21 protein-coding genes and 3 tRNA genes are annotated in these 24,728 nt (G+C 55.5%); 14 read left to right on the forward strand and 10 right to left on the reverse strand.

Annotated features, from left to right (window positions below; genetic code table 11):
- Nucleotides 1–14: 14 nt before the first annotated feature.
- The 7 genes from D4100_RS03395 to D4100_RS03420 all read left to right on the forward strand — a co-directional run bounded on the left by D4100_RS03395 (nt 15) and on the right by D4100_RS03420 (nt 3,093).
- Nucleotides 15–91, forward strand: a tRNA-Val gene (locus D4100_RS03395).
- 20 nt (nt 92–111) lie between these two features.
- A tRNA-Val gene (locus D4100_RS03400) sits at nt 112–188 on the forward strand.
- 20 nt (nt 189–208) lie between these two features.
- Nucleotides 209–285: transfer RNA gene (locus D4100_RS03405), tRNA-Val, on the forward strand.
- Between the two features lie 140 nt (nt 286–425).
- Nucleotides 426–731: a cupin domain-containing protein gene (locus D4100_RS03410; RefSeq protein WP_006320207.1), complete on the forward strand. Its 306-nt coding sequence runs from the start codon at nt 426–428 to the stop codon at nt 729–731.
- 33 nt (nt 732–764) lie between these two features.
- Nucleotides 765–1,124, forward strand: coding sequence for a hypothetical protein (locus D4100_RS25565; RefSeq protein WP_147417737.1), 360 nt, complete (start codon nt 765–767; stop codon nt 1,122–1,124).
- 11 nt (nt 1,125–1,135) lie between these two features.
- Entirely contained in the window at nt 1,136–2,548 is a 1,413-nt protein-coding gene (gene pykF / locus D4100_RS03415) for a pyruvate kinase PykF (protein WP_006320208.1), read from the forward strand.
- Between the two features lie 308 nt (nt 2,549–2,856).
- On the forward strand, nt 2,857–3,093 hold the full coding sequence (locus tag D4100_RS03420; protein WP_004943717.1) for a major outer membrane lipoprotein: 237 nt from the start codon (nt 2,857–2,859) through the stop codon (nt 3,091–3,093).
- A gap of 138 nt (nt 3,094–3,231) precedes the next feature.
- Here D4100_RS03420 and D4100_RS03430 read toward each other — a convergent pair whose 3' ends face one another.
- From D4100_RS03430 to sufA, 7 genes are all read right to left on the reverse strand, one after another.
- Entirely contained in the window at nt 3,232–4,245 is a 1,014-nt protein-coding gene (locus D4100_RS03430; RefSeq protein ID WP_119803091.1) for a L,D-transpeptidase family protein, read from the reverse strand.
- Nucleotides 4,246–4,548: 303 nt separating this feature from the next.
- A complete protein-coding gene (gene sufE / locus D4100_RS03435; RefSeq protein WP_065506173.1) occupies nt 4,549–4,965 on the reverse strand; it encodes a cysteine desulfuration protein SufE in 417 nt (138 codons plus the stop codon).
- Nucleotides 4,966–5,061: 96 nt separating this feature from the next.
- Entirely contained in the window at nt 5,062–6,282 is a 1,221-nt protein-coding gene (sufS, locus tag D4100_RS03440; protein ID WP_006320216.1) for a cysteine desulfurase SufS, read from the reverse strand.
- On the reverse strand, nt 6,279–7,565 hold the full coding sequence (sufD, locus tag D4100_RS03445; protein ID WP_006320217.1) for a Fe-S cluster assembly protein SufD: 1,287 nt from the start codon (nt 7,563–7,565) through the stop codon (nt 6,279–6,281). The genes sufS and sufD overlap by 4 nt, the downstream gene beginning before the upstream one ends.
- Complete coding sequence (sufC, locus tag D4100_RS03450; RefSeq protein ID WP_006320218.1) at nt 7,540–8,286, reverse strand: Fe-S cluster assembly ATPase SufC; 747 nt, start codon at nt 8,284–8,286, stop codon at nt 7,540–7,542. The genes sufD and sufC overlap by 26 nt, the downstream gene beginning before the upstream one ends.
- A gap of 42 nt (nt 8,287–8,328) precedes the next feature.
- The gene (sufB, locus tag D4100_RS03455; protein ID WP_004943701.1) at nt 8,329–9,825 is read right to left on the reverse strand and encodes a Fe-S cluster assembly protein SufB; all 1,497 of its coding nucleotides are present in this window, start codon (nt 9,823–9,825) and stop codon (nt 8,329–8,331) included.
- Between the two features lie 14 nt (nt 9,826–9,839).
- Nucleotides 9,840–10,211: a Fe-S cluster assembly scaffold SufA gene (sufA, locus tag D4100_RS03460; protein WP_006320230.1), complete on the reverse strand. Its 372-nt coding sequence runs from the start codon at nt 10,209–10,211 to the stop codon at nt 9,840–9,842.
- A gap of 562 nt (nt 10,212–10,773) precedes the next feature.
- Between sufA and D4100_RS03470 the strand changes: the two genes are divergently transcribed.
- Nucleotides 10,774–11,178: a hypothetical protein gene (locus D4100_RS03470; RefSeq protein WP_043912823.1), complete on the forward strand. Its 405-nt coding sequence runs from the start codon at nt 10,774–10,776 to the stop codon at nt 11,176–11,178.
- A 57-nt stretch (nt 11,179–11,235) separates the two neighbouring features.
- Here D4100_RS03470 and menI read toward each other — a convergent pair whose 3' ends face one another.
- Together menI and ydiJ are read right to left on the reverse strand one after the other, a co-directional pair.
- Nucleotides 11,236–11,652: a 1,4-dihydroxy-2-naphthoyl-CoA hydrolase gene (gene menI, locus D4100_RS03475; RefSeq protein WP_006320233.1), complete on the reverse strand. Its 417-nt coding sequence runs from the start codon at nt 11,650–11,652 to the stop codon at nt 11,236–11,238.
- The gene (gene ydiJ / locus D4100_RS03480) at nt 11,649–14,705 is read right to left on the reverse strand and encodes a D-2-hydroxyglutarate dehydrogenase YdiJ (protein WP_119803095.1); all 3,057 of its coding nucleotides are present in this window, start codon (nt 14,703–14,705) and stop codon (nt 11,649–11,651) included. The genes menI and ydiJ overlap by 4 nt, the downstream gene beginning before the upstream one ends.
- Nucleotides 14,706–15,016: 311 nt before the next feature.
- Between ydiJ and ydiK the strand changes: the two genes are divergently transcribed.
- A complete protein-coding gene (gene ydiK, locus D4100_RS03485) occupies nt 15,017–16,117 on the forward strand; it encodes an AI-2E family transporter YdiK (protein WP_006320235.1) in 1,101 nt (366 codons plus the stop codon).
- A 468-nt stretch (nt 16,118–16,585) separates the two neighbouring features.
- On the opposite strand, the gene ppsA is transcribed toward ydiK, so the two are convergent.
- Nucleotides 16,586–18,964 (reverse strand): phosphoenolpyruvate synthase, encoded by a 2,379-nt coding sequence (gene ppsA / locus D4100_RS03490; RefSeq protein WP_006320236.1) that lies wholly within the window; start codon nt 18,962–18,964, stop codon nt 16,586–16,588.
- A gap of 474 nt (nt 18,965–19,438) precedes the next feature.
- Here ppsA and ppsR point away from each other — a divergent pair, with 474 nt between their 5' ends.
- From ppsR to D4100_RS03520, 5 genes are all read left to right on the forward strand, one after another.
- Nucleotides 19,439–20,317, forward strand: a complete 879-nt coding sequence (ppsR, locus tag D4100_RS03500) for a posphoenolpyruvate synthetase regulatory kinase/phosphorylase PpsR (protein ID WP_167669656.1) — start codon at nt 19,439–19,441, stop codon at nt 20,315–20,317.
- Nucleotides 20,318–20,539: 222 nt separating this feature from the next.
- Nucleotides 20,540–21,586, forward strand: a complete 1,047-nt coding sequence (locus D4100_RS03505) for a 3-deoxy-7-phosphoheptulonate synthase (RefSeq protein WP_006320238.1) — start codon at nt 20,540–20,542, stop codon at nt 21,584–21,586.
- 126 nt (nt 21,587–21,712) lie between these two features.
- Complete coding sequence (locus D4100_RS03510) at nt 21,713–22,198, forward strand: glutathione peroxidase (protein ID WP_119803097.1); 486 nt, start codon at nt 21,713–21,715, stop codon at nt 22,196–22,198.
- A gap of 163 nt (nt 22,199–22,361) precedes the next feature.
- On the forward strand, nt 22,362–22,553 hold the full coding sequence (gene hemP, locus D4100_RS03515) for a hemin uptake protein HemP (protein ID WP_081304018.1): 192 nt from the start codon (nt 22,362–22,364) through the stop codon (nt 22,551–22,553).
- A 93-nt stretch (nt 22,554–22,646) separates the two neighbouring features.
- On the forward strand, nt 22,647–24,728 hold the full coding sequence (locus tag D4100_RS03520) for a TonB-dependent hemoglobin/transferrin/lactoferrin family receptor (RefSeq protein WP_119803099.1): 2,082 nt from the start codon (nt 22,647–22,649) through the stop codon (nt 24,726–24,728).

Genomic DNA, 24,728 nt, shown 5'->3' on the forward strand with positions numbered 1-24,728 from the left:
AGCCAGGAAAAAATGCGTCCGTAGCTCAGTTGGTTAGAGCACCACCTTGACATGGTGGGGGTCGGTGGTTCGAGTCCACTCGGACGCACCAAATTCCTGAAGCAGTACAGTGCGTCCGTAGCTCAGTTGGTTAGAGCACCACCTTGACATGGTGGGGGTCGGTGGTTCGAGTCCACTCGGACGCACCAAATTTCTGAAGCAGTGCAGTGCGTCCGTAGCTCAGTTGGTTAGAGCACCACCTTGACATGGTGGGGGTCGGTGGTTCGAGTCCACTCGGACGCACCAAATCATAATTCCCTCTGGTTTACCCTTTCTGTTCGATACTTCCATTACCTTAAACTGCCCATGCGATCGCGTAAGTTTGCTTGTCTAACCGCTAGCCGCACCCGATATCATCAGGGCGAACACTTTTCAGGACAGGTTTAATGCTGATATTTACCGCTGAGACTCCGTTTGAAAAACTCGACAATGGCCTCCTCCGCCGCCAGGGCATAATGAGCGATGGCGCCCAGGCTGCAGAAGTCAAATTCGAAGCCGGCACCTTCGGGCAATTGCAAAAGCGGCTGCACGCATTACAAACACGGGTAGTTTCCGGGGAGTTTGAATTCACCGTTGGCGGTGATACTCAGATCCTGGTGGCCGGTGAAACGATCGTCATTCCCGCCAACACCGCCAGCGGATGCTTCTGTCTGACCGCCGGCACGCTGCTGGAAATCGTCGCGGCAGATTGAGCGCGACAATTGTGGCGTTCACAGTAAGGTTATTTGCGCAACAAACACCTGCTGGTGATTTGCATTTGCGCCACATTTGCTGCTGATTTGACGGTTCCGCCGTTGATCACCGGTTTTTTATTTTGTTTCCCGTCGCTTAGCCTTTATAATGCGCAACGTCTTTCAGTTGAATGGTTTCAGCCCTTGATCTGCGAAAACGCAATAACAACACATTTTCATCTCATCATGTTGCGCAGCATCCCTACGCCCCGGCGCGGGCTGAATTTTTCCGCCCCATTTCAACTCTGGTCACCTATCCTTAACTGTGTTTTGCACCACCAGGCACGACTCAAATTCCATACCGGTGGCCTGGCCGCTGGTTTTATTCGTTTTTTTATCCATCACAACTTGTAGAAAACTCCGTCATGAAAAAGACCAAAATTGTTTGTACCATCGGTCCAAAAACCGAATCGGAAGAAATGCTGACCAACCTGCTCAATGCAGGCATGAACGTAATGCGCCTTAACTTCTCCCACGGCGATTACGAAGAACACGGCAACCGCATCAAGAACATGCGCGCCGTCATCGCGAAAACCGGTAAAAACGCCGGCATCCTGCTGGACACCAAAGGCCCTGAAATCCGCACCATGAAGCTGGAAGGCGGTAAAGACGCGGCGCTGGTCGCCGGCCAGACCTTCACTTTCACTACCGACCAAAGCGTTATCGGCAATACCGAACGCGTTGCGGTTACCTACTCCGGCTTCGCCGCCGATCTGAAAATCGGCAATACCGTGCTGGTTGACGATGGCCTGATCGGCATGGAAGTCACTAACGTGACCGAGAACGAAGTGATCTGTAAAGTGCTGAACAGCGGTGACCTGGGCGAAAACAAAGGCGTTAACCTGCCGGGCGTTTCCATTCAACTGCCTGCGCTGGCTGAAAAAGACAAACGCGACCTGATTTTCGGCTGCGAACAAGGCGTCGACTTCGTTGCCGCTTCCTTTATCCGCAAGCGTTCCGACGTGCTGGAAATCCGCGAACATTTGAAAGCCCACGGCGGCGAGCAGATTCAGATCATCTCCAAAATTGAAAACCAGGAAGGCCTGAACAATTTCGACGAGATCCTCGAAGCTTCCGACGGCATCATGGTAGCTCGTGGCGATCTGGGCGTAGAAATCCCGGTAGAAGAAGTGATCTTCGCTCAGAAGATGATGATCGAAAAATGCAATCGCGCACGTAAAGTGGTGATCACCGCCACCCAAATGCTGGATTCAATGATCAAGAACCCACGCCCTACCCGTGCTGAAGCCGGCGACGTGGCGAACGCCATTCTGGACGGTACCGACGCCGTTATGCTGTCAGGCGAGAGCGCCAAGGGCAAATACCCGCTTGAAGCCGTGACCATTATGGCCACCATCTGCGAGCGCACCGATCGTGTGATGCCAAGCCGTATCGACAGCCTGAACGACAACCGCAAACTGCGCATCACCGAAGCCGTCTGCCGTGGCGCCGTTGAAACCGCAGAAAAACTGGACGCGCCATTGATTGTGGTTGCCACCAGCGGCGGTAAATCAGCCAAATCCGTGCGTAAATACTTCCCTAACGCCGTGATTCTGGCCCTGACTACCAATGAAGTTACCGCTCGCCAATTGATCCTGACCAAAGGCGTTACGCCGCAAATGGTCAAAGAAATCGCCTCTACCGACGACTTCTATCGCATTGGCAAAGAAGCTGCGCTGGCCAGCGGTCTGGCGCAAAAAGGCGACGTTGTGGTGATGGTTTCCGGTGCTCTGGTACCTAGCGGCACCACCAATACCGCCTCGGTACACGTGCTGTAATATAAAACGTGACATAATTGCCTTGACTAAAACGCCGCTTTGCGGCGTTTTTTTTAGCAGTAGTAAACCCTTTTCTCAAAAACGCAACCGCCGATTGCTCATTATTTAGCTAATTACAAATCGGAGTTGTCCCATGGAATCCAGCTGTTTTCCCTAGATTTTTTAACTATTCCGCAAAAGAAGATGCAAGTTTGAGCGAACGATCAAAATAAAGCACTCCAATACAAAAAAATTATTCTCTTTCGAAAAAAGTTTGTGTAATACTTGTAACGCTACATGGAGATTAACTCAATCTAGAGGGTGTTATAATGAATCGTACTAAACTGGTACTGGGCGCGGTAATCCTGGGTTCCACTCTGCTGGCAGGCTGCTCTAGCAATGCTAAAATCGATCAACTGTCTTCTGACGTTCAGACTCTGAACGCTAAAGTTGACCAGCTGAGCAACGACGTGAACGCAATCCGTTCTGACGTTCAAGCAGCTAAAGACGACGCAGCACGTGCTAACCAGCGCCTGGACAACCAAGCTCACGCTTACAAAAAGTAAGATAGCTTCGGTTATTGAAAACGGCGCACAATGTGCGCCGTTTTTTTTGTTTGCAACTCCCCCCTTTTCCCCTCGCTCCAGGCGAAAAAAAGGGTTCAGCACGCTGAACCCCTCAGAATCGTCAGTTATAACCCGTTTTTAATTCACTGCGCTGATAGGTGCCCCCTTGAACAGGCCCTTATTCGCTTCCTGCGGGGCTACAGGCGTCAGAGACACCTCAGATGGGTTCTGCCCCAGGCTAACCAGCACCGGCATGCCAGAGCGGCGTACAACCGCACTGTCGAATACCGCACGATCGGTCTGCGTATCCTCAACAAAGGTTTTTTCGGTTTTGGACAGAGTAATCGGCATCGTCTGCGGATCGTCGCTTTCGGTTCTGGACAGCGGCTGATGAACTTCGACATAACGCTTGCCGTCCGGCTCCACGGAAATTTTCACCGGATCGTTAATCACTTGCACGCGGGTACCGCGCGGTACCATCTTGAACAGCGCTTCGATATCCTTCGGACGCAGGCGGATGCAACCGGAGCTGACGCGCATACCAATACCGAAATTGGCATTGGTGCCGTGGATCAAATACTCACCGTGCCCCATAGCCAGACGCATGGCAAACAGCCCCATGGGATTGTCAGGGCCGGCCGGTATGACCGCCGGCAGCGTCACGCCTTTCGCCTGATAACGTTTACGGATGTTGGCCGTTGGTGTCCAGGTCGGGTTCGGGATCTTCTGGCTGACTGAGGTCACCTGCAGCGGCGTATGCATACCGGTCTGGCCAATACCGATAGGATAAACAATTACTTTATTCTCGCCTTTCGGATAGTAGTACAGGCGCAGTTCGGCCAGATTGACCACTATTCCCTCACGCTTGGTGTCCGGCAGCAACATTTGAGTCGGGATGGTTAATACCGACCCCGGCTTGGGCAGGAACGGATCCGTACCTGGATTGGCCTCCAGCATGCCCAGCAGACCAATTTGATAGTCGGCGGCAATCGCTTCCAGCGGGCGCCCATCGTTGGGTACGGTGTAAGTGGTGTTCTCGCCAATCAGGCGGCTGTCCGGCGGCGGCAGCGGGTACTCGGTCGCGCTGGCGGCTTGGGTGCCTGTCAGTACGGTGGCGAATAGCATGCCCATTAAACTCAACGCACGTTTCATTATCATCCCTATATGCTTATTACGGTTCGGCCACAAGGCTAGCTGGCACCTGACGACAGGTAAATCAGACAATACCTTATTAATACTAGCAACGCTGGCATTAAAGGCAATAAGTCCTCTAAAAATCAACATGTTATAACGTAATCGCGCACCAGGATTGTCAGTAGTGCGTCAATGAGTAAGTTGCTGAAATGTCAATGATTTGCTGCACGAACAGGAGTGTTGGAGGAGGTTTGTAAAGGCTCATTGACACAAGAAATATATTCAACGCATCAATAAGCCCTGTTGAATATCAAAACAGGATCACGGCAACTGGGCGGCCTTGACGCGGATAGCGCGGATCATCGCCTCCAGCCCTTGGGAACGCGAAGGCGTCAAGTGCTGACTAAGCGCCAATCCGGCGAAAAAAGGTCGAACATCAAGCTCGGCAATCTGCTGCGGCGTCATTTGGTGATACAGAATAAACACCACCGCCAGCAACCCTTTGACGATGGCTGCGTCGCTGTCGCCGTGAAATTCGACGCGCCCTTGCTCGTCGGTATGCATCACAATCCACACCTGGCTCTGACAGCCGGAAATCAGGTTACCCGCCTGGCGTTCGGCCTCGTCAAGCGCCGGCAGCTGCGCGCCCAGTTCAATCACATACAGGTACTTATCTTCCCAGTTGAGGCAACGGGAAAAATTACGCACCAATTTATCTTTATCCGGCAAATTCGCCATGAGGATCCTTTCAATAATTCAGGGCCGGCATGCCGGCCCCGCACAACTGTCTGCAGGCATTTTTCGCCGGAGAACGCCACAAGAGGCGCCTTCGAGCTACCCCAAGAGTTTTTGGATACGCTGCAACCCTGCCACCAGCCGGTCAACTTCATCGCGCGTGTTATATAACGCCAACGAAGCGCGGCACATGCTCGGCACATTATAGAACGCCATCAGCGGCATCGCGCAATGGTGGCCGGTACGAATGGCGATGCCGTATTGATCCAGGAAACTGCCGACGTCGTAAGCGTGATGCTCACCCAGGTTAAAGGCAATGACCCCGGCGCGCTCTGTCGGACCATAGATTTTAAGCGTCGGCACCTGTTTCAGCGCTTCGAGCGCATAGTGCATCAGCGACTGCTCGTAGTCGTGAATCGCCTCCAGCCCCAGCGCGTTAACGTAATCAATCGCCGCTCCCAGCCCCATCATGCCGGCCGTGTTCGGTGAACCGGCTTCAAAGCGCCACGGCGGCTCGGCATAGGTGGTGCCATTAGTCAGGCTGACCTGTTGGATCATCGCCCCTCCGCCTTCCCACGGCGGCATCTGCTGCAACAGCGCCTTGCGGCCATAAAGAATGCCGATGCCGGAAGGCCCATACAGTTTGTGCCCGGAAAACACATAGAAGTCGCAATCCAGCGCCTGCACATCCACGCGCTGATGCATAACGGCCTGTGCGCCGTCGATCAGTACCTTCAGGCCCGCAACCTTCGCCTGCGCGATAATTTCACGCACCGGGTTCACCGTGCCGAGCACGTTGGAGACCTGGGTCATCGCCAGCAATTTGGTGGACGAGTCGATCAAACCCGGCAACTGTGCCAGATCCAGAGTGCCGTCCTGCTGCAACGGCCACACCCGCAGTTGAAGCCCGCGTTCCTGCGCCAGCATCTGCCAGGGAACAATATTGGCGTGGTGCTCCATCTCGGTGATGATGATGCTGTCGCCCGGTTGCAGGAAATGGCGACCAAAGCTGTTGGCCACCAGGTTAATGCCCTCGGTGGTGCCCTTGACGAAGACAATCTCTTCCGCCGAGGCGGCGTTGATAAACGCCGCCACTTTTTCGCGCACCGCTTCCATGTCCTGCGTCGCTTCTGCGCTCAGCGTGTGAATGCCACGGTGTACCGCAGCATAGCCATGGCGATAAAAATCCAGCTCGCGATCGATCACCGCCTGCGGTTTTTGCGCACTGGCGGCACTGTCAAGGTAAGCCAGCGGCCGGCCATTGACTTCACGCGCCAACAGGGGGAATTCGCTGCGCACCCGTTCAATCGGAAAACTCATGCTGCCTCCCCCGGCAGGCGCTGCGCTATGCGCGCCAGCACCCATTCGCGGATGACATCGTTGCCGATGCCCTCGGTCAGTTCAGCGGCAAAGGCAAAGATGATCATCTGCTGCGCTGCGTGTTTATCAATGCCGCGCGACTGCAGATAGAACAGTTGCTCTTCGTCAATACGCCCGACGGTGGCGCCGTGGCTGCATTTCACGTCATCGGCATAGATTTCCAACTGCGGCTTGGTGTCCACCTCCGCCACCTTACCCAACAGCAGGTTGTGGTTGGTCATCTGGCCGTCGGTCTTGATCGCATGCTTGGCGACTTTGATCATGCCGTTGAATACCGCCTTGGCGCGATCGCTGACCACCGTTTTATGCAGTTGACGGCTCTCGCAGTAACCCTTGTTGTGCTCCAGATAGGTACGGGTATCGCACACGTCCTTGCCCACCGGCAGCACCAGGCTGTTGATCATCAGGTTGGAGCCTTCGCCGTTCAACTGCGCGCTGGTGTTATGCCGCGTAAGGCCGGCCCCCAGCAGGAAGCTGTCGCTTTTCACCCGTGCGTCGCGGCCAATCACCAGGTCGTTATGCGCAAAGTGGTAGCTCGCCTGGCTTTCAAACGCCAGCTTGCAGTGACGCAGTTCCGCATTGTCTCCGATGCTGGCTGTCAGGCGCGTGCCGGTGAAATGCGCGGCATCGTTCAGGCTGACATAATGCTCGATCACCTCCGCCCGGGCATTGCGAGCGACGTCGAGGTGATGGCGATGATGCACGGTGTTCACCTCGCCCATCACGCCGCGCCCGCTGCTAATGTGCAGCAGGTACAACGGCCGCGCGGCGATCTTGCCGGCCGCCACGCGGATCATGCTGGTCTCCTGCGCCAGGCTTTCGGTCAGGTGCAGAAAAATTTCAGGTTGGATCGGCTCCGGCAACGCCTGCGGCGTACCGTAGGGAGTGACGTCGAACTGGTATTCGCCCAGATCGCTGTCGCTCAACGCGGCATTGAAACGCCCGTCGACAAACACCAGCCGATAAGCATCCAGATCCAGCGCCAGCGCATCACGTTGGGCGGCGGTGATCGGCTCTATCCGCGGCTCAAGGAACTGCTGCTCCAGCAACCCCTCCAGCGGGGTATATTTCCAGTTTTCATGCTTGCGCGTCGGCCAGCCCAGGCGCAAAGCCTGCTGCCAGTGCGCCAGAGCATGAGCTGAATGCTCGCCCCCCCGTGCCTCGAACAGGCTGTAAAGCTGTTGCAACGCACGCGAGTTATTGTTGGTCGGTAAGCCAGCCATAGCCCTGCTCCTCCAACTGTTTCACCAGGGAGAAATCGCCGGATTTCACGATGCGCCCCTGGGAAAGAACATGGACATAATCCGGTTTGATGTAGTCCAGAATACGCTGGTAGTGCGTGACGATAATGAAGGCGCGCTTGCCATCCCGCAGCGAATTAACGCCGTTGGCGACGATCTTCAACGCATCGATATCCAGGCCGGAGTCGGTTTCATCCAGAATGCACAGATCCGGCTCCAGCGCCGCCATCTGCAGAATATCATTACGTTTTTTCTCGCCGCCGGAGAAGCCGACGTTGACCGAACGGGTCAACAGATCCGGGGGCATATTCAACAGCTCAATCTTTTCTTCGATGAAATCAGCGAAATCGAAACGATCGAGCGGTTCTTGCTGGCGGTATTTGCGCACTGCATTCACCGACGTCTGCAGGAAGAAGTGGTTGCTGACGCCGGGGATCTCCACCGGATACTGGAACGCCAGGAACACGCCTTCGCCGGCGCGATCTTCCGGAGCCAACTCAAGCAGGTCCTTGCCCTTGAAGGTAACCTCGCCCTCGGTCACTTCATACTCTTCACGCCCCGCCAGGGTGGCGGATAGCGTACTCTTGCCCGAGCCGTTCGGCCCCATGATGGCATGCACTTCGCCCGGTTTGATCTCCAGGTCCAATCCCTTGAGGATCTCATTGCCTTCGGCGCTGACTTTTAAATTCTTGATACTTAACATGCGATGTCCTTAGGTAGCGCTGCTGCGCTGTAAATCCGGCGTTTAGCCCACGCTGTGTTCCAGGCTGATGGCCAATAACTTTTGCGCCTCGACGGCGAATTCCAGCGGCAGTTCAGAGAACACGTCCTTGCAGAATCCGTTGACGATCATAGAGATGGCATTGTCTTCGCTGATACCGCGCTGCAAGCAGTAGAACAGCTGGTCATCGCCGATTTTCGACGTGGTCGCTTCGTGTTCCAGTTGTGCGCTGTTATTGCGGGCCTCCACATACGGGAAGGTATGAGCACCGCTGTCCGGCCCAATCAGCATCGAGTCGCATTGGGTAAAGTTACGCGCGTTTTCCGCCCCCGGCAGGATCTTCACCAGGCCGCGGTAAGTGTTCTCGCTGTGCCCGGCGGAGATACCTTTGGCAATGATGGTCGATCGGGTGTTCTTGCCGATGTGGATCATCTTGGTGCCGGTATCCGCCTGTTGATGGCCGCTGGTCAGCGCCACCGAGAAAAACTCGCCGATTGAGTTATCGCCCTGCAGGATCACGCTCGGGTATTTCCAGGTGATCGCCGAACCGGTTTCCGACTGGGTCCAGGACATTTTCGATCCCGCGCCTTCGCATAACGCGCGCTTGGTCACGAAGTTGAGAATGCCGCCTTTGCTGTCACCGCCGGAGAACCAGTTTTGCACCGTTGAATATTTCACTTCGGCGTCTTTGTGCAGGATCACTTCCACTACCGCCGCATGCAGCTGATAGCTGTCGCGCACCGGGGCGGAGCAACCTTCGATGTAGCTGACGTAGCTGCCTTCATCGGCGATCAGGATAGTGCGTTCGAACTGGCCGGTTTTGGCGGCGTTAATGCGGAAATAGGTCGATAGCTCCATCGGGCAACGCACGCCTTTCGGCACATAGACGAAGGTGCCGTCGGAAGCCACTGCGGCGTTCAGCGCGGCAAAGAAGTTATCATTGGACGGCACTACGCGGCCCAGGTACTTGCGCACCAGATCCGGGTATTCCTGAATCGCCTCGCCGAACGAGCAGAAAATCACCCCGCTTTCAGCCAGTTTTTCGCGATAGGTGGTAGAGACCGATACCGAGTCGAATATCGCGTCTACCGCCACTTCGCTACCTTCACGCACCGGTACGCCGAGTTGGTTAAACGCCAGCTCAACCTCGCTGGTCAGGTAGCTGTTCTCGGTTGCCGCGCCGGGTTGCTGTTCGGCGCCGGGCTGGGAGCCGCAGGCGTCGTCACAGCTGCCGCAGGAGGGCGCCGAGTAATAGCTGTAATCCTGGTAGTTCAACCGGTCATAGTTCGCTTTCAACCAATGCGGCTCTTCCATTTGCAACCAGGCACGGTAAGCCTCCAGGCGGAATTCCAGCATCCACTCAGGCTCGTTGCGCTTGGCCGAAATGGCGCGCACCACGTCTTCGTTGATGCCCGTCGCCAATTCATCGGTATCCAACTGGGTGAAAAAGCCTTCTTTGTAGCGACCTTCGCTGACCCAAGCCTGCACTTCATTAGGCATTTCTACATTGCTTCGTGTCATGTTGATTGCATCGCTCAAACGCCAAAGCTCTCGCCGCACCCGCAGGCATGCTGAGCTTTAGGGTTATTGAATTTGAATATTTGATTCAGCCCTTCACGGACAAAATCTACCGTGGTGCCATCGATGAACGGCATGGCTTTCAGCGGCACATACAATTTGGCGCCATCGCGCTCAAACAGCAGGTCGTCTTCTGCCGGGGCACGGGTGAGATCCAGCACATAGGCAAACCCGGCGCAGCCTGATTGCTTCACCCCTAGTTGCAGCCCCTTCACTTGCGGATCCTGCTGCATCAATTTAGTAATTTGTTGTACGGCGTCGTCACTGAGCAAAATGCCTTGCCAGACATTTTCGTCCAGAGAAAAGGTGCCGACATTTTCCGTTTGCATATGGCCTACCTCACACTCGTGTTTTACCGCAGCCAATCTGGGTTGCTTATATGTTAGTGATAACAATTATCACTTCAACCGTTTGTTTTGCGGGGGTATCCGCCAAAAGCCCGTTTTTTGGCTGCCGCAGGCGGCAAGCACGCGGGACAGTCTGAGCGCCTGACACAGTCCGGTGGAGACGCGTTCATTTTATCCCTATGAATTTGCTGTACATCCTGTAGCACCGCATCGCCCAGCAACTGGCCCATCCCCTTTACAGCGCCGGCTTTTATTGTCGATGTAAACATTCATAGAAAATACCTATTTCAACATTTTGTCTGTCGCAAAAATGCGTTTATCGACAATTAGCGGTGTTTTCCATCTTCTGCACCGCCCCTTCCGCACCGGCCGAAAGCGCCGCCATTGATTAAAGTTTAGCCGCTACTGACTGATATTGGGCCGCAGCAGAACAAATGCAGCCCGGCGGCCGATAAAAATTTCAACAGAATGATTGATCGCGAACGCATTCGTAAATATGATAATGATTATCATTCAAATTCAGATGCACGGGTATGCGAGTATAATGACTATTTCGATCAGTGCGTGGCTGTTGGGCAAAATTGATGACTATAAATTCAGCGTGCGCGATGCCACGGTAGATTTCTACATGGCGGAGGCGTCGCTCAGGCGGCCAGAGTGCAATATCAACCATCTGAAACGCTACAATAACGTCAGCCTTAACATGGCCAATCTGTGTCTGGAAAACGGTGACGATGAAAGCTATTTGCACGCGCTGAGCAAACTGCATAACCGGCTGATCGTTGAAATCAACAATCCGCAGCGCTGCCAGCTGTTTCGGGTTCAGAGCTATCATTTTGCCCGTCATACCCTGACCTTGATCTGCCAGAAATATGCGATGGAAGGCACCTGGGAGAAGGCTAACGCCTTCCAGAAGGACTTCGTCAAGCGGGTGCCGTTCCAGCTCTAAACGCCTGCGGAACGGCAACAGGATACCCGCAGGCAAAAGCGCCTGCGGGTGGGAGGATCAGTCGATCACTGCGGTGGTCAAGCGTGAAGTGCAGCATAACCGGTCACGCGAATCGAATATCTCGATCTGCCACACCTGATGCCGCCGGCCAACGTGCAGTGCACGGCACACGCCGCGCACCTGCCCTTCAAACACCGCCCGCAAATGGTTGGCGTTGATTTCCAGCCCCACCACTTTCTGCTCCCCTTCGCTGCACAGATAGCCGGCCATCGATCCCATCGATTCCGCCAGCACCACCGACGCCCCACCGTGCAGCAGCCCGAAAGGTTGCCGGGTGCGATGGTCCACCGGCATCGTGGCTTCAAGAAAATCGTCTTCCAGCCGGGTGAAGTGAATCCCCACATGGCTCACCATACATCCCTCACCGGAGCGGTTTAGCTGCTCCAGCGTCGTTTCTCGTTTCCACAATTTCACGCAATCATCTCCAGAAGTGCCTGTAACGGGTGGCGAACGCCGTTACCCTCAATGCGTTTGACCTGGCTGCGACAGGAATAACCGGTCGCCAGACAGCGTTGCCGCGGCAAACGTTGCAACGCCTGATGCCATGATAGCTCATAAATCCCGAGTGAATTCTCCAGGTTCTTCACTTCATGTCCGTAGGTGCCCGCCATGCCGCAGCAGCCCACGCTGACATTTTCCAGCCTGGCCCCGAAGCGGGAGAAGATCGACGCCCAATGCTGGCCGCTGGCCGGCAGTGCCGTGGTTTCGGTACAGTGGCCAAACAGGTACCAGGCCTCGCCGGTCGCCGGTTGTTCGGCACGTTCCGCCAGCAGCTGTTGCAGCCATTCATGCACCAGTTGCACCTGGAAATCACCGCGTGTTTCGCCGAGGATCTCGTTATATTCGTCGCGATAGCACAGCACCAACGCCGGATCGACCCCTACCAGCGGCATCCCGAGCTTGGCCACTCGATTGAGGAAATCGGCTGTTTTGCGCGCGGTGCGGGCAAAGCGCGTCAAGAAGCCTTTGATATGCTGCGCCTTGCCGTTCGGCGAGAATGGCAGCAGCACCGGCTGATAACCGAGTTTTTCCACCAGCCGTACAAAGTCCGCCACCACCTTGGCGTCGTAATAGCTGGTGAAAGGATCCTGCACGATCAGTACGTGTTGCTCACGCTGTTCGGCGCTCAACGCCTCAAGTTGCTCCAGCGTCATGGTCAGGGCACCGTGGCCGGAAAGCTGCTGACGCAGCGTCGGGCTGGAGAGCATCGGCAAATCGACCATACCGATAGCGTTGCGGCTCAGCTCGCGCACCCAGGGCTGACGGAAGAAAAAGTTGAATACCTTCGGCGCTTTCGCCATCAACGGCGTATAGCTTTCAACCCCGGCGACCATATAGTCGCGCGCCGGCCGCAGATAACGGGTGTGATACAGCTGCAGGAAACGCGAGCGGAAACCCGGCACGTCAATTTTAATCGGGCATTGGGTGAAGCAGGCTTTGCAGGCCAGGCAGCCGGACATCGCCTCTTTCACCTCGTGCGAGAAATCATATTCGCCTTTGCCGGCATACCAGCTGTTGCGGGTTTTCTCGATCAACGTACGGAAGCTAAGACGCTGCTGCGGCAGTTGCTGTTCCAGCACCAGCGGATCTACCCCCTGTTCGGACAGCAGACGCAACCATTCGCGCACCAGCGCCGCACGGCCTTTCGGCGAGTGAATGCGGCTACCGGTGATCTTCATCGACGGGCACATCGGGCTGCGTACATCGAAGTTAAAACACAGGCCGTTGCCGTTACACTCCATGGCGCCACGGAACGAGGTGCGCACCTCAATCGGGATACGACGATCGAGTGTGCCGCGCTTGGCCGCGTCCACTTTCATCATCGGGGCATCAACGCCCAACGGCGGGCAAATTTTACCGGGGTTAAGGCGGTTATTCGGATCGAACGCGGCCTTGATGCGGCGCAACTCTTCGTACAACTGCTCGCCGAAGAATTCCGGGCTGTATTCGGCGCGGAAGCCTTTGCCGTGTTCGCCCCACAGCAATCCGCCATATTTGGCGGTCAACGCCACCACCTGGTCGGAAAGCTGTTTCATCAGCACTTCTTGCTGCGGATCGCACATGTCGAGCGCAGGCCGCACGTGCAATACCCCGGCATCCACGTGGCCGAACATGCCGTAACTGAGATTATGGCTGTCCAGCAACTGACGGAATTCGACAATGTAATCGGCCAAATGCTGCGGCGGCACGCAGGTATCCTCGGCGAAAGGAATAGGTTTGGCGCGCCCTTTGGCGTTACCCAACAGCCCGACCGCCTTCTTGCGCATGTTATAAATCCGCTCGATACCGACCAGGTCCCCGCAGATCTGATAGCCAATCACGCCGCTCTGCTTCGTGCTGATTAACTCGTCCAGCCGCAGACACAGGGTTTCCATCTGCTGGTCGATCAGCGCCTTGTCATCCCCGGCAAATTCGACGATGTTCAGACCCAGCATCTCTTTATCCGGCACGTTGGTGATCAATTCACTCACCGAGTGCCAAACAATATCTTCCCGCGCCAGGTTCAGCACCTTGGAGTCAATGGTCTCCACCGACAGCGCCTTGGCCTCCACCATGAAAGGGGCGTTGCGCAGGGCGGAATCAAAGGAGTCATATTTCACGTTAACCAGGCGGCGTACCTTCGGCAGCGGCGTGATATCCAGCCGCGCCTCGGTGATAAACGCCAGCGTACCCTCTGCACCGGTCAGGATGCGCGTTAGATCGAAGGTCTGCAGATCGTCGCTGAATACATGCCGCAGGTCGTAGCCGGTCAGAAAGCGGTTCAGCTTGGGGAATTTTTCCAGGATCAACGCACGCTGGTCGCGGCAGCTATTCAGCACCCTATGGTAGATCCGGCCTTCGGCGGTATCTTCCATAGCAATCGTTTCCGCAAGCGATGTCGGCATGGCGCGGGTATCGATCATATCGCCCCCCAGCAGCACCGCCCTCAGGCCCAGAACGTGATCGGAGGTTTTGCCGTACACCAGCGAGCCTTGACCGGAAGCATCGGTGTTGATCATGCCGCCCAGCGTCGCACGATTACTGGTGGAAAGTTCCGGGGAGAAGAAATAGCCGAACGGCCGCAGATACTGGTTAAGCTGATCTTTGATGACCCCGGCTTCAACCTTCACCCACCCCTGTTCGACATTGATTTCAAGAATGCGGTTCATGTGGCGCGACATATCGACCACAATGCCGGTGTTGAGGGCCTGGCCGTTGGTGCCGGTACCGCCGCCGCGCGGGCTAAAGGTCAGCGCGCTGAAGCGCTCTTCTCCCGCCAGGCGCGCAATCAACGCCACATCCGCCGTTGAACGAGGAAACACCACCGCGTCAGGCAACAGCTGATAGATGCTGTTGTCGGTCGCCATCGTCAGCCGATCGGCGTAGCTGGTGGCAATATCACCGTTGAATCCGTTTTGTTTTAAGGCTTCCAAAAAGTCGAGCACCCGTTGAACGAGGCCGGGCGCCTGAGAAATCTGTGGGATCATTCGCTTTTTTGACCCTGTCTGTCTATTTTTTATGCGTTAACGTACGCTGAATCAGGTCTTTACCCGTCGCCTTTCAGGCTGCGGCGTTGTAGGCTGCAACTTGAAATTCATAGGGTATATTCAGACCCACCCTACTTTTTATTGATGATGAAAACTAACATACTCGTTTAGTGAAGGCATTCACATTATCACAATTACCCCACTGCAGAATGACGCACGATAAAAGGTGCGCCGTATTGTGAAAAGTGGCGAAAATGCACCATGCTTAGCAGGTACAAAGGATTTAACTTACCAGGATGAGAACCTAATTCATGACACTCCCGCAATCCCGATACGATTTGCCACGGATTATTTTTGGCGTGCTGTTTATCGCCATCATGATCGTCGCCTGTTTTTGGGTCATTCAACCGTTTATTCTCGGTTTTGCCTGGGCCGGCATGGTGGTCATCGCCACCTGGCCACTGTTGATCAAACTGCAAAAAATACTCTGGGGCCGGCGCTCGCTGGCGGTCCTCGTCATGACGCTTCTACTGATCCTGCTGTTCATCCTGCCGATTTCGCTACTGGTCAGCAGCGTGGTGGACAACAGCGCCCCCGTCGTTGCCTGGGCCAGCACCCCCGGCAAGCTGCATATTCCCGATCTGGCCTGGTTGCAATCGATCCCGATGATCGGCAACAAAGTTTATAACAGCTACCACACTCTGGTGAATGCCGGCGGCGCGGCGCTGCTGGCGAAGATCCAACCTTACTTCGGTCAGACCGCCACCTGGTTTGTCGCGCAAGCGGCGCATATCGGCCGCTTCCTGCTGCACTGTTCGCTGATGTTGCTGTTCAGCGTGCTGCTGTATGCGCGCGGTGAACAAGTCGCCCTGGGTATTCGCCACTTTGCGGCGCGTCTTGCGGCCGAGCGCGGCGACGCGGCGGTGGTGCTGGGTGGCCAGGCGATCCGCGCGGTGGCGCTGGGCGTCGTGGTGACGGCGCTGGTGCAGTCGGTACTGGGCGGGATTGGCCTGGCGGTGTCCGGCATTCCTGCCGCCACTTTGCTGACGGTGCTGATATTCATTTGCTGCGTGGCGCAATTGGGGCCGTTGCTGGTACTGGTGCCGGCGATTATCTGGTTGTACTGGAGCGGCGATACCACCTGGGGCACCGTACTGTTGGTGTGGAGCTGCGTGGTCGCCACGCTGGATAACGTGCTGCGGCCGGTGCTGATCCGCATGGGCGCCGATCTGCCGATGCTACTGATCCTGTCCGGCGTTATCGGCGGCCTGCTGGCCTTCGGCATGATCGGCCTGTTTATCGGCCCGGTGGTATTGGCGGTATCTTATCGTCTGCTCACCGCCTGGATGGACGAAGCGCCAGAGCCCACGGCCGATCTGGACGATGTCGCCAAAGAGCTGGAAGAGCGATAATTCCCCTGTTCTGCCCGGGCTGCCGGGCAGAATACCCTCGGCAAGATCCCTGGTGCATTTCCTGCCTTTGAATTCACTCTCCGCCATAATATCGCGGCCATGCCTGTGCATTAATTGAACATGCCGTATAAATGCACGTTTATACAATAAAGATAAAATAAGCGTTCTGAAAAATAAATCATAAGGCAAGCATTTATTAGGATGATTCTTAATGACTAGCGACCTTTAAATATCTAGTATTATTGCCATATATTGCTTCAAATCACTGATTTTAAAGCAAGCTTTCCAAACAATGTAATGCCATACATGTGAATTGCTGTGTGTAGTCTTTGCCCGTCTCTTGATGGGCTTTTTTTTATTCTTTTTTTAGCCACGCTTATTCACCCACCCACATCATCTACATGCAGCAATAAAAAAACCGTAACCTGAGTTACGGTTTTGCGTCAGCGATTAATCTGCGGTGAAGCGTTATTTTTTCTTCGACAGATTGATCCAGGTTTGCACCACGGTATCCGGATTGAGGGACAGGCTATCAATGCCCTGCTCCATCAGCCATTCGGCGAAATCCTCGTGGTCGGACGGGCCCTGGCCACAAATACCCACGTATTTGCCATGACGCTTCGCTGCCTGAATCGCCATCGACAACAGTGCCTTCACCGCTTCGTTGCGTTCATCAAACAGTTCAGACACCACGCCCGAGTCACGGTCCAACCCCAGCGTCAGCTGAGTCATGTCGTTGGAGCCGATCGAGAAGCCGTCAAAGTGTTCCAGGAACTGATCCGCCAATAGCGCGTTGGATGGGATTTCACACATCATGATCACTTTCAGGCCGTTCTCGCCACGCTTGAGACCCTGGCGCGCCAGTTCTGCAACCACCGCCTCCGCCTGCGCCACGGTGCGAACAAAGGGCACCATGATCTCGACGTTGGTGAGGCCCATTTCATTGCGCACGCGTTTTACCGCATCGCACTCCATCGCAAAGCAATCACGGAAGCTGTCCGCCACATAGCGGCCTGCACCACGGAAGCCCAGCATTGGGTTCTCTTCGTGCGGTTCATACTTCTCGCCGCCCACCAGGTTGGCGTATTCATTGGATTTGAAATCGGACAAACGCACGATCACGCGTTTCGGCCAGAATGCCGCGCCCAGCGTGGCGATCCCTTCCGTCAGGCGGCCCACGTAGAACTCGACCGGATGGTCATAGCCCAACATCAATGCCTTGATTTCGTTCTGCAATGCCGGGGTTTGTTGATCGAACTCCAGCAACGCCTTTGGATGCACGCCAATCATGCGGTTGATGATAAATTCCAGACGGGCCAGCCCCACGCCTTCATTCGGTAAACGGGCAAAATCGAAGGCCCGATCCGGGTTACCGACGTTCATCATGATTTTCAACGGCAGATCCGGCAATTCAGTCACTTCGGAGCTCTGCACGGTAAAGTCGATCATGTCGCTGTACACGAAGCCGGTATCGCCTTCCGCACAGGAAACGGTGACTTTCTGGCCGTCTTTCAACAGATCGGTGGCGTTGCCGCAGCCGACCACCGCCGGGATACCCAGCTCGCGAGCGATAATCGCCGCGTGACAGGTACGACCGCCGCGGTTAGTGACGATCGCCGCCGCTTTCTTCATGATCGGTTCCCAGTCCGGGTCGGTCATGTCGGTAACCAGCACGTCCCCCGGCAGAATACGATCCATTTCGCTGATGTTATGGATCACTTTCACCGGGCCGGCACCAATGCGATGGCCGATAGCTCGCCCTTCCACCAGCACCGAGCTTGTACCGTTAAGCTGATAACGCTCCATCGTCTGCTCGTTGGAACGCACGGTTTCCGGACGCGCCTGCACAATCAGCAACTTGCCGGTATGGCCGTCTTTGGCCCACTCGATATCCATCGGGCGGCCGTAATGTTTTTCGATCAAAATCGCCTGATGCGCCAGCGCTTCCACTTCCTGGTCGGTCAGAGAGAAACGATTGCGTTGCTGCTCTGGCACGTCTTCAATTTTTACCTGCTTGCCGTGATCCTGCGATGGCGCGTACACCATGCGGATTTTCTTCGAGCCGAGATTGCGGCGCACGATAGCCGGATTGCCGCGCAGCAGCGTGGGTTTATGCACATAGAACTCATCCGGGTTCACCGCACCCTGCACCACCATTTCGCCCAGACCCAAGGCGGAAGTGATAAACACCACTTGATCAAAACCCGACTCGGTATCAATGGTGAACATCACGCCGGAAGACGCCAGATCGGAACGCACCATACGCTGCACGCCGGCCGACAAGGCTACGCCGCGGTGGTCATAACCCTGATGCACGCGATACGAAATGGCGCGGTCGTTAAACAGCGAGGCGAATACGTGTTTGATCGCCACCATGACGGCGTCGATGCCCTGCACGTTGAGGAAAGTTTCCTGCTGGCCAGCAAAAGAAGCATCCGGCATGTCTTCTGCAGTCGCGGAAGAACGCACGGCAAAGGAGGCTTCCGGCTCGCCGTCCGCCAACTGTTGGTAAGCCAGGTTAATTTCACGCTCGAATTCCGCATGGAATGGCGTATCGATGACCCATTGGCGGATTTGCGCACCGGCCTTGGCCAATTGAGCAACATCGTCAACGTCAGTTTGATCCAGTAATTGATAGATGCGCTGGTTAACACCGCTTTGCTCGAGGAAATCGTTAAACGCCTGTGCGGTGGTGGCAAAACCGTTTGGCACGGCCACGCCCAAATCGGAAAGATTGGTGATCATTTCACCGAGGGAGGCATTTTTGCCACCGACACGGTCAACGTCGTGCATGCCGAGCTGGTTGTACCAAAGCACATTACGCAAGTCTGGGCCATTGTTGGACATCGAGACAATCCTTATTGCTATCAGTAGGGTATAGACGGATTTAATTCATTGGCTTTCTTGGGCACCGACAAAGCGGAGCCAACTCAGACTAGCACAATGATCCATAAGAAATGGAAAGGTGAATCGATCAACCCGATGAAGAAAGTGGATTTTCGGAAAATTACCTGAACGGCTAAATTTGTCTGGAATCGTTCCCTGTCGCACTAAAAGCTTAAAACTCAACAAATTAAATATTTTTTAAACTTCATTTTTAAAAACCATAATAACCGCCGTGTCTTTGATTGAAATTACGCCAACATCCTGAATAAGCCCTGCAAAAAACAAGTCATTTCTCTCATGAGAATTAAAATAGTGTTTCAACAGAAGAAACCATCGCCTTCATTATTTCCTCGCTCGCGAAAATTAATGAGCCACTCTGCCTGCATTATCACATTTTTTTTGCTGGCCCCTTTACCGCGGGATCGCCTGAAGCCCATGATACCGTTCAGCAGGCGATACAACTGCATCACCGTTTCAGGTAAGGAGCCTCGGGTGGAAAGAAGCGTTTTTTATATTTCGGATGGGACGGCGATCACCGCAGAAGTGTTGGGCCACGCGGTTTTGTCCCAATTCCCGGTCAAAGCCACGACCTTTACGTTGCCCTTCGTTGAAACCGAAGCGCGAGCCCGGGCGGTCAGCCAGCAGATTAACGATATTTATCGCGATACCGGCGTGCGCCCGCTGGTATTTTATTCCATCATTTCGCCGGAAGTGCGTAGTGTCATTACCCAGAGCGACGGCTTTTGCCAGGACATCGTACAAGCACTGGTCGGCCCGTTGCAGGGTGAACTGGAGGTTGAACCCACGCCGGTGCCGAACCGCACCCACGGGCTGACGGCCAGCAACCTCGGCAAGTATGATGCCCGTATCGCTGCCATTGATTACACGTTAGCCCATGATGACGGCATATCGCTGCGTAATCTCGATCAGGCTCAGGTCATATTGTTGGGCGTATCACGCTGCGGCAAAACCCCCACCAGCCTGTATCTGGCGATGCAGTTCGGGATCCGCGCCGCCAACTATCCGTTTACCGCCGACGATATGGACAATTTGCATCTCCCCGCCGCGCTGAAACCGTTTCAGCATAAGCTGTTCGGGCTGACAATCGACCCGGAGCGGCTGGCCGCCATCCGCGAAGAGCGCCGCGAAAACAGCCGTTATGCCTCGCTGCGGCAGTGCCGGATGGAGCTTGCCGAAGTAGAAGCGCTGTTCCGCAAAAACCAGATCCGTTATCTGAATACCACCAACTATTCGGTGGAGGAAATCTCCACTAAAATCCTGGATATTCTTGGCATGAGCCGCCGCATGTTCTAGCCGGCCCGCCGCTAATAGCGCGCTATAACGCTCTCCGGCAGGGACATTTTCCCTGCCGATTGCCGCTAATTTCCCGCAGGCCATGATTTTTGTGCTTTTTTTAGTGGCTTCGATCAACAGAACACAATTTCTACGGTTGAATTCATCGGTTTTTACGTTATTGTGATCGCCATCACTTCCCGGCACTCCTGCCGCAGCGAAGAAAAGTCTTTAGAGAAAATCATGCACAAAACAGATGAACTGCGGACCGCGCGCATCGATAGCCTCGTCACGCCGCAAGCATTGGCGGAGAAGCTGCCGATCTCGGCGGAAATCGCCGATAGCGTGACAGCGTCACGACAACGAATTGAAAAGATCCTTACCGGCGAAGACCGTCGCCTGCTGGTGGTTATCGGCCCCTGCTCCATCCACGATTTAGATGCTGCCATCGATTATGCCGGCCGTCTGAACGCGCTGCGCATTCGCTATCAGGATCGCCTGGAAATCGTGATGCGCACTTATTTTGAAAAACCGCGCACCGTGGTGGGTTGGAAAGGCCTGATCTCGGATCCGGCGCTGGATGGCACCTTTCAGGTAAATCGTGGCATCGAAATGGCACGCCGACTGTTACTGGAAGTCAATCAGCTCGGCCTGCCGACCGCAACCGAATTCCTGGACATGGTGGTCGGCCAGTACATTGCCGATTTGATCAGCTGGGGCGCCATCGGCGCACGCACTACCGAAAGCCAGATCCACCGCGAAATGGCCTCTGCACTTTCCTGCCCGGTGGGATTCAAGAACGGTACCGACGGCAACACCCGCATCGCGATTGACGCCATCCGCGCGGCGCGCGCCGGGCACATGTTCCTGTCGCCGGACAAAAACGGGCAGATGACGATTTATCAGACCAGCGGCAATCCATACGGTCATATCATCATGCGCGGCGGCAAAACGCCGAACTACCACGCCACCGATATCGTTGCCGCCTGCGATAGCCTGCGCGAATTTGAGCTGCCGGAGCATCTGGTTATCGACTTCAGCCACGGCAACTGCCAGAAACTGCACCGCCGTCAACTGGAAGTGGCAGAGAATATCTGCCAGCAGATCCGCGCCGGTTCCGCCGCCGTCACCGGCGTAATGGCAGAAAGTTTCCTGGTGGAAGGCACGCAAAAAATCGTTGCCGGCCAACCGCTGACCTACGGCCAGTCAATCACTGACCCGTGCCTGAGCTGGTCCGACAGCGAACAGCTGCTGGCCATGTTGGCCGATGCGGTGGATACCCGCTTCTGAACCTGTCCTCCGGGGTGGCGACACCCCGGTTTTTCAACTTTCCCTTCTCTCATCTATACTTACGCCAATCAAACCCGCAGACGCCATAAACCGCGCCCCTGCCAACCAGGATGTGGAGTTTCCTGCATGAGTCATTCACTGTTATCCATCCCCTGCATCACTCTGCAAGGGGAACACAAAACGCTGGGCGACTTTCCCGCCCGAGCTTATCTGGTGGTTAATACTGCCAGCAAATGCGGCTTTACCCCGCAATACCGTGGTCTGGAAAACCTCTGGCAGTACTATCGGGAGCGCGGCCTGATGGTATTGGGGTTCCCGTGCAATCAGTTTGGCGCGCAAGAGCCAGGGGATCCGTTGGAGATCGCCAATTTCTGTACGCTCAACTACGGCGTCAGCTTCCCGCTGTTCAGCAAGGTGGAGGTTAACGGCCCCGGAGCGCACCCGCTGTTCAACGAATTGAAGCGCCTGGCGCCGGGGGTTCTGGGCAGCAAACGCATCAAGTGGAACTTCACCAAGTTCCTGCTGACCGCCGACGGCGAGCGGGTGAAACGTTTTGCGCCCATCACCAAACCTGAGCGCCTGTTTGACCGCATCGAAACCCTGCTGAAATAACCCCCTTATTTTACGGGCTGAGTGTGCCCGGACCGCTCCGTCAGCCCTTCTTTCAAAAAGGTTCCATCGGTAAGAAAATTTTCCTTGATGTAACCTTTCGCTCACATGATAATGATTATCAATATGATATTAATTACCATTTAATGGTCTGTTTTATAAACAAATGACGATGGATAATCACAATAACTCCCCACATGCCCAAGACATCCCCGGTGCTGAACGCAGCCTGGTCTCGCCGCCGTGCTACGACAGCGCTCAGTTGCTTGATGCGGACGGCGTAGCGATCATCCTCCATCAGGGCCAGCGTTACCAACTGCGGCAGACCAAAGCCGGGAAATTAATCCTGACCAAATAATCCCTTATTCCTAAACGCCAGCCACCCCGATCGCTTCGATCCAGGCAGCCAGCAAATCTATTGATATGTTTAAAACATATGGAGAGTTGCGACATGCCTCTGACCCCTTGCACCCGGCTGCGTTTATCCGCAATGAGTTTGGCGATTGCCTGTGCTCTGCCGACGGTGACTTTTGCACAAACCACCAGCACAGTTTCTTCTTCTGCCACCACCCCGGCAAAAACCGATAAAACCGGCGAAGACGCCATGACCGTTGTCGCTACCGGCAATCAGCGCAGCAGTTTTGAAGCGCCAATGATGGTTACGGTGATCGAAGGCAACACGCCGGAAAGCCAGACTGCGTCGACCGCAGCCGATATGCTGCGCCGGGTTCCCGGTATTACCGTCACCGGCACCGGCCGCAGCAACGGCCAGGACATCATGATGCGTGGCTATGATCGCCGGGGTGTACTGACGCTGGTGGATGGCATCCGTCAGGGAACGGATACCGGACACATCAATGGCACCTTCCTCGATCCCGGTCTGATTAAACGCATTGAAGTCGTACGCGGTCCGGCCGCCCTGCTGTATGGCAGCGGCGCGCTGGGGGGCGTGGTCGCCTATGAAACGGTCGATGCCGCCGATCTGCTGCTGCCGGGCCGTGACAGCGGTTTCCGGGTATTCGGCACCGCAGCCAGCGGCGATCACAGCCTGGGTATGGGCGCCAGCGCCTACGGCAAGACCGACAATCTCGACGGCCTGCTGTCGTTCGGCACCCGCGACGTCGGCAATTTGCGCCAGGGCAACGGTTTTGACGCCCCAAACGATGAAACCATCAACAACCTGTTGGCCAAAGGTACCTGGACTCTGGACGAAAACCAGTCATTGAGCGGCAATCTGCGTTACTACAACAATCGGGCGCAGGAGCCGAAAAACCCCCAGGAGCCTGCCAGCTCCAGCGGCAACCTGATGACCGACCGCTCCACGATCCAGCGTGACGGCCAGCTCAGCTACCGCCTGAAACCCGTTGGCCAGGAATGGCTGGATGCCGAAGCGAAAGTGTATTATTCCGATGTGGCGATCAACGCCCACACCAACGGCAGTGAAGATGAAGCGCGCAAACAAACCACCCGCGGCGCAAAACTGGAAAACCGTACCCGTTTGTTTGCCGACACCTTCGCTTCGCACCTGTTTACCTATGGCTCAGAAGCTTATAAGCAAGAACAGACGCCGGGCGGCGCGACAGAAAGTTTCCCTCAGGCGAAAATCAACTTTGCTTCCGGCTGGCTCCAGGATGAAATCACCCTGCGCGATCTGCCCATCACCCTGCTTGCCGGCACCCGTTACGATAACTACAAAGGCTCCAGCGACGGCTATGCGGATGTCGACGCCGACAAATGGTCGTCACGAGGGGCAATCAGCATTACGCCAACCGACTGGCTGATGCTGTTCGGGTCTTACTCCCAGGCGTTCCGTGCGCCAACCATGGGGGAAATGTATAACGACTCCAAACATTTCTCGATCCCCATGGGGCCGACCACCATTACCAACAACTGGGTGCCAAACCCGAATCTGAAGCCGGAAACCAACACGACGCAGGAATATGGCTTCGGCCTGCGCTTTGACGATTTGCTGCTGGCAGACGACAGCCTGCAATTCAAAGCCAGCTATTTTGACACCAAGGCCAGAGATTACATCACCACCGACGTCACCATGGAGTTGGGCCGCGGCCCGCGTGGCCCCTATTGCATCAGTTGCACCACTTTCTCGACCAATATTGACCGCGCAAAAATCTGGGGCTGGGACGCCATGCTGAGCTATAAAACGGCGATTTTCGGCTGGGATCTGGCTTACAACCGCACACGCGGCAAGAACGAAACCAGCGGCGACTGGTTAAACAGCATCAACCCTGACACCGTTACCAGCACGCTGGATATCCCCTTGGGTGAAACCGGTCTGTCGACCGGTTGGGTCGCTACCTTCACCGAGCGCGCCACTCGCGTGGAAACCGGCACCGCCGAGCAAGGCGGTTACGGCGTCAACGACTTCTACCTGAGCTATAAGGGCCGCGAACGCCTGCAGGGCGTCACCACCACTGTGGTGCTGGGCAACGCCTTCGATAAAGAATATTACTCGCCGCAGGGCATTCCGCAGGATGGCCGCAACGCCAAACTGCTGGTCAGCTATCAGTGGTAA

Origin of the sequence: Serratia inhibens (assembly GCF_003591175.1) — a bacterium.
In the GTDB taxonomy this organism is placed as follows: domain Bacteria; phylum Pseudomonadota; class Gammaproteobacteria; order Enterobacterales; family Enterobacteriaceae; genus Serratia; species Serratia inhibens.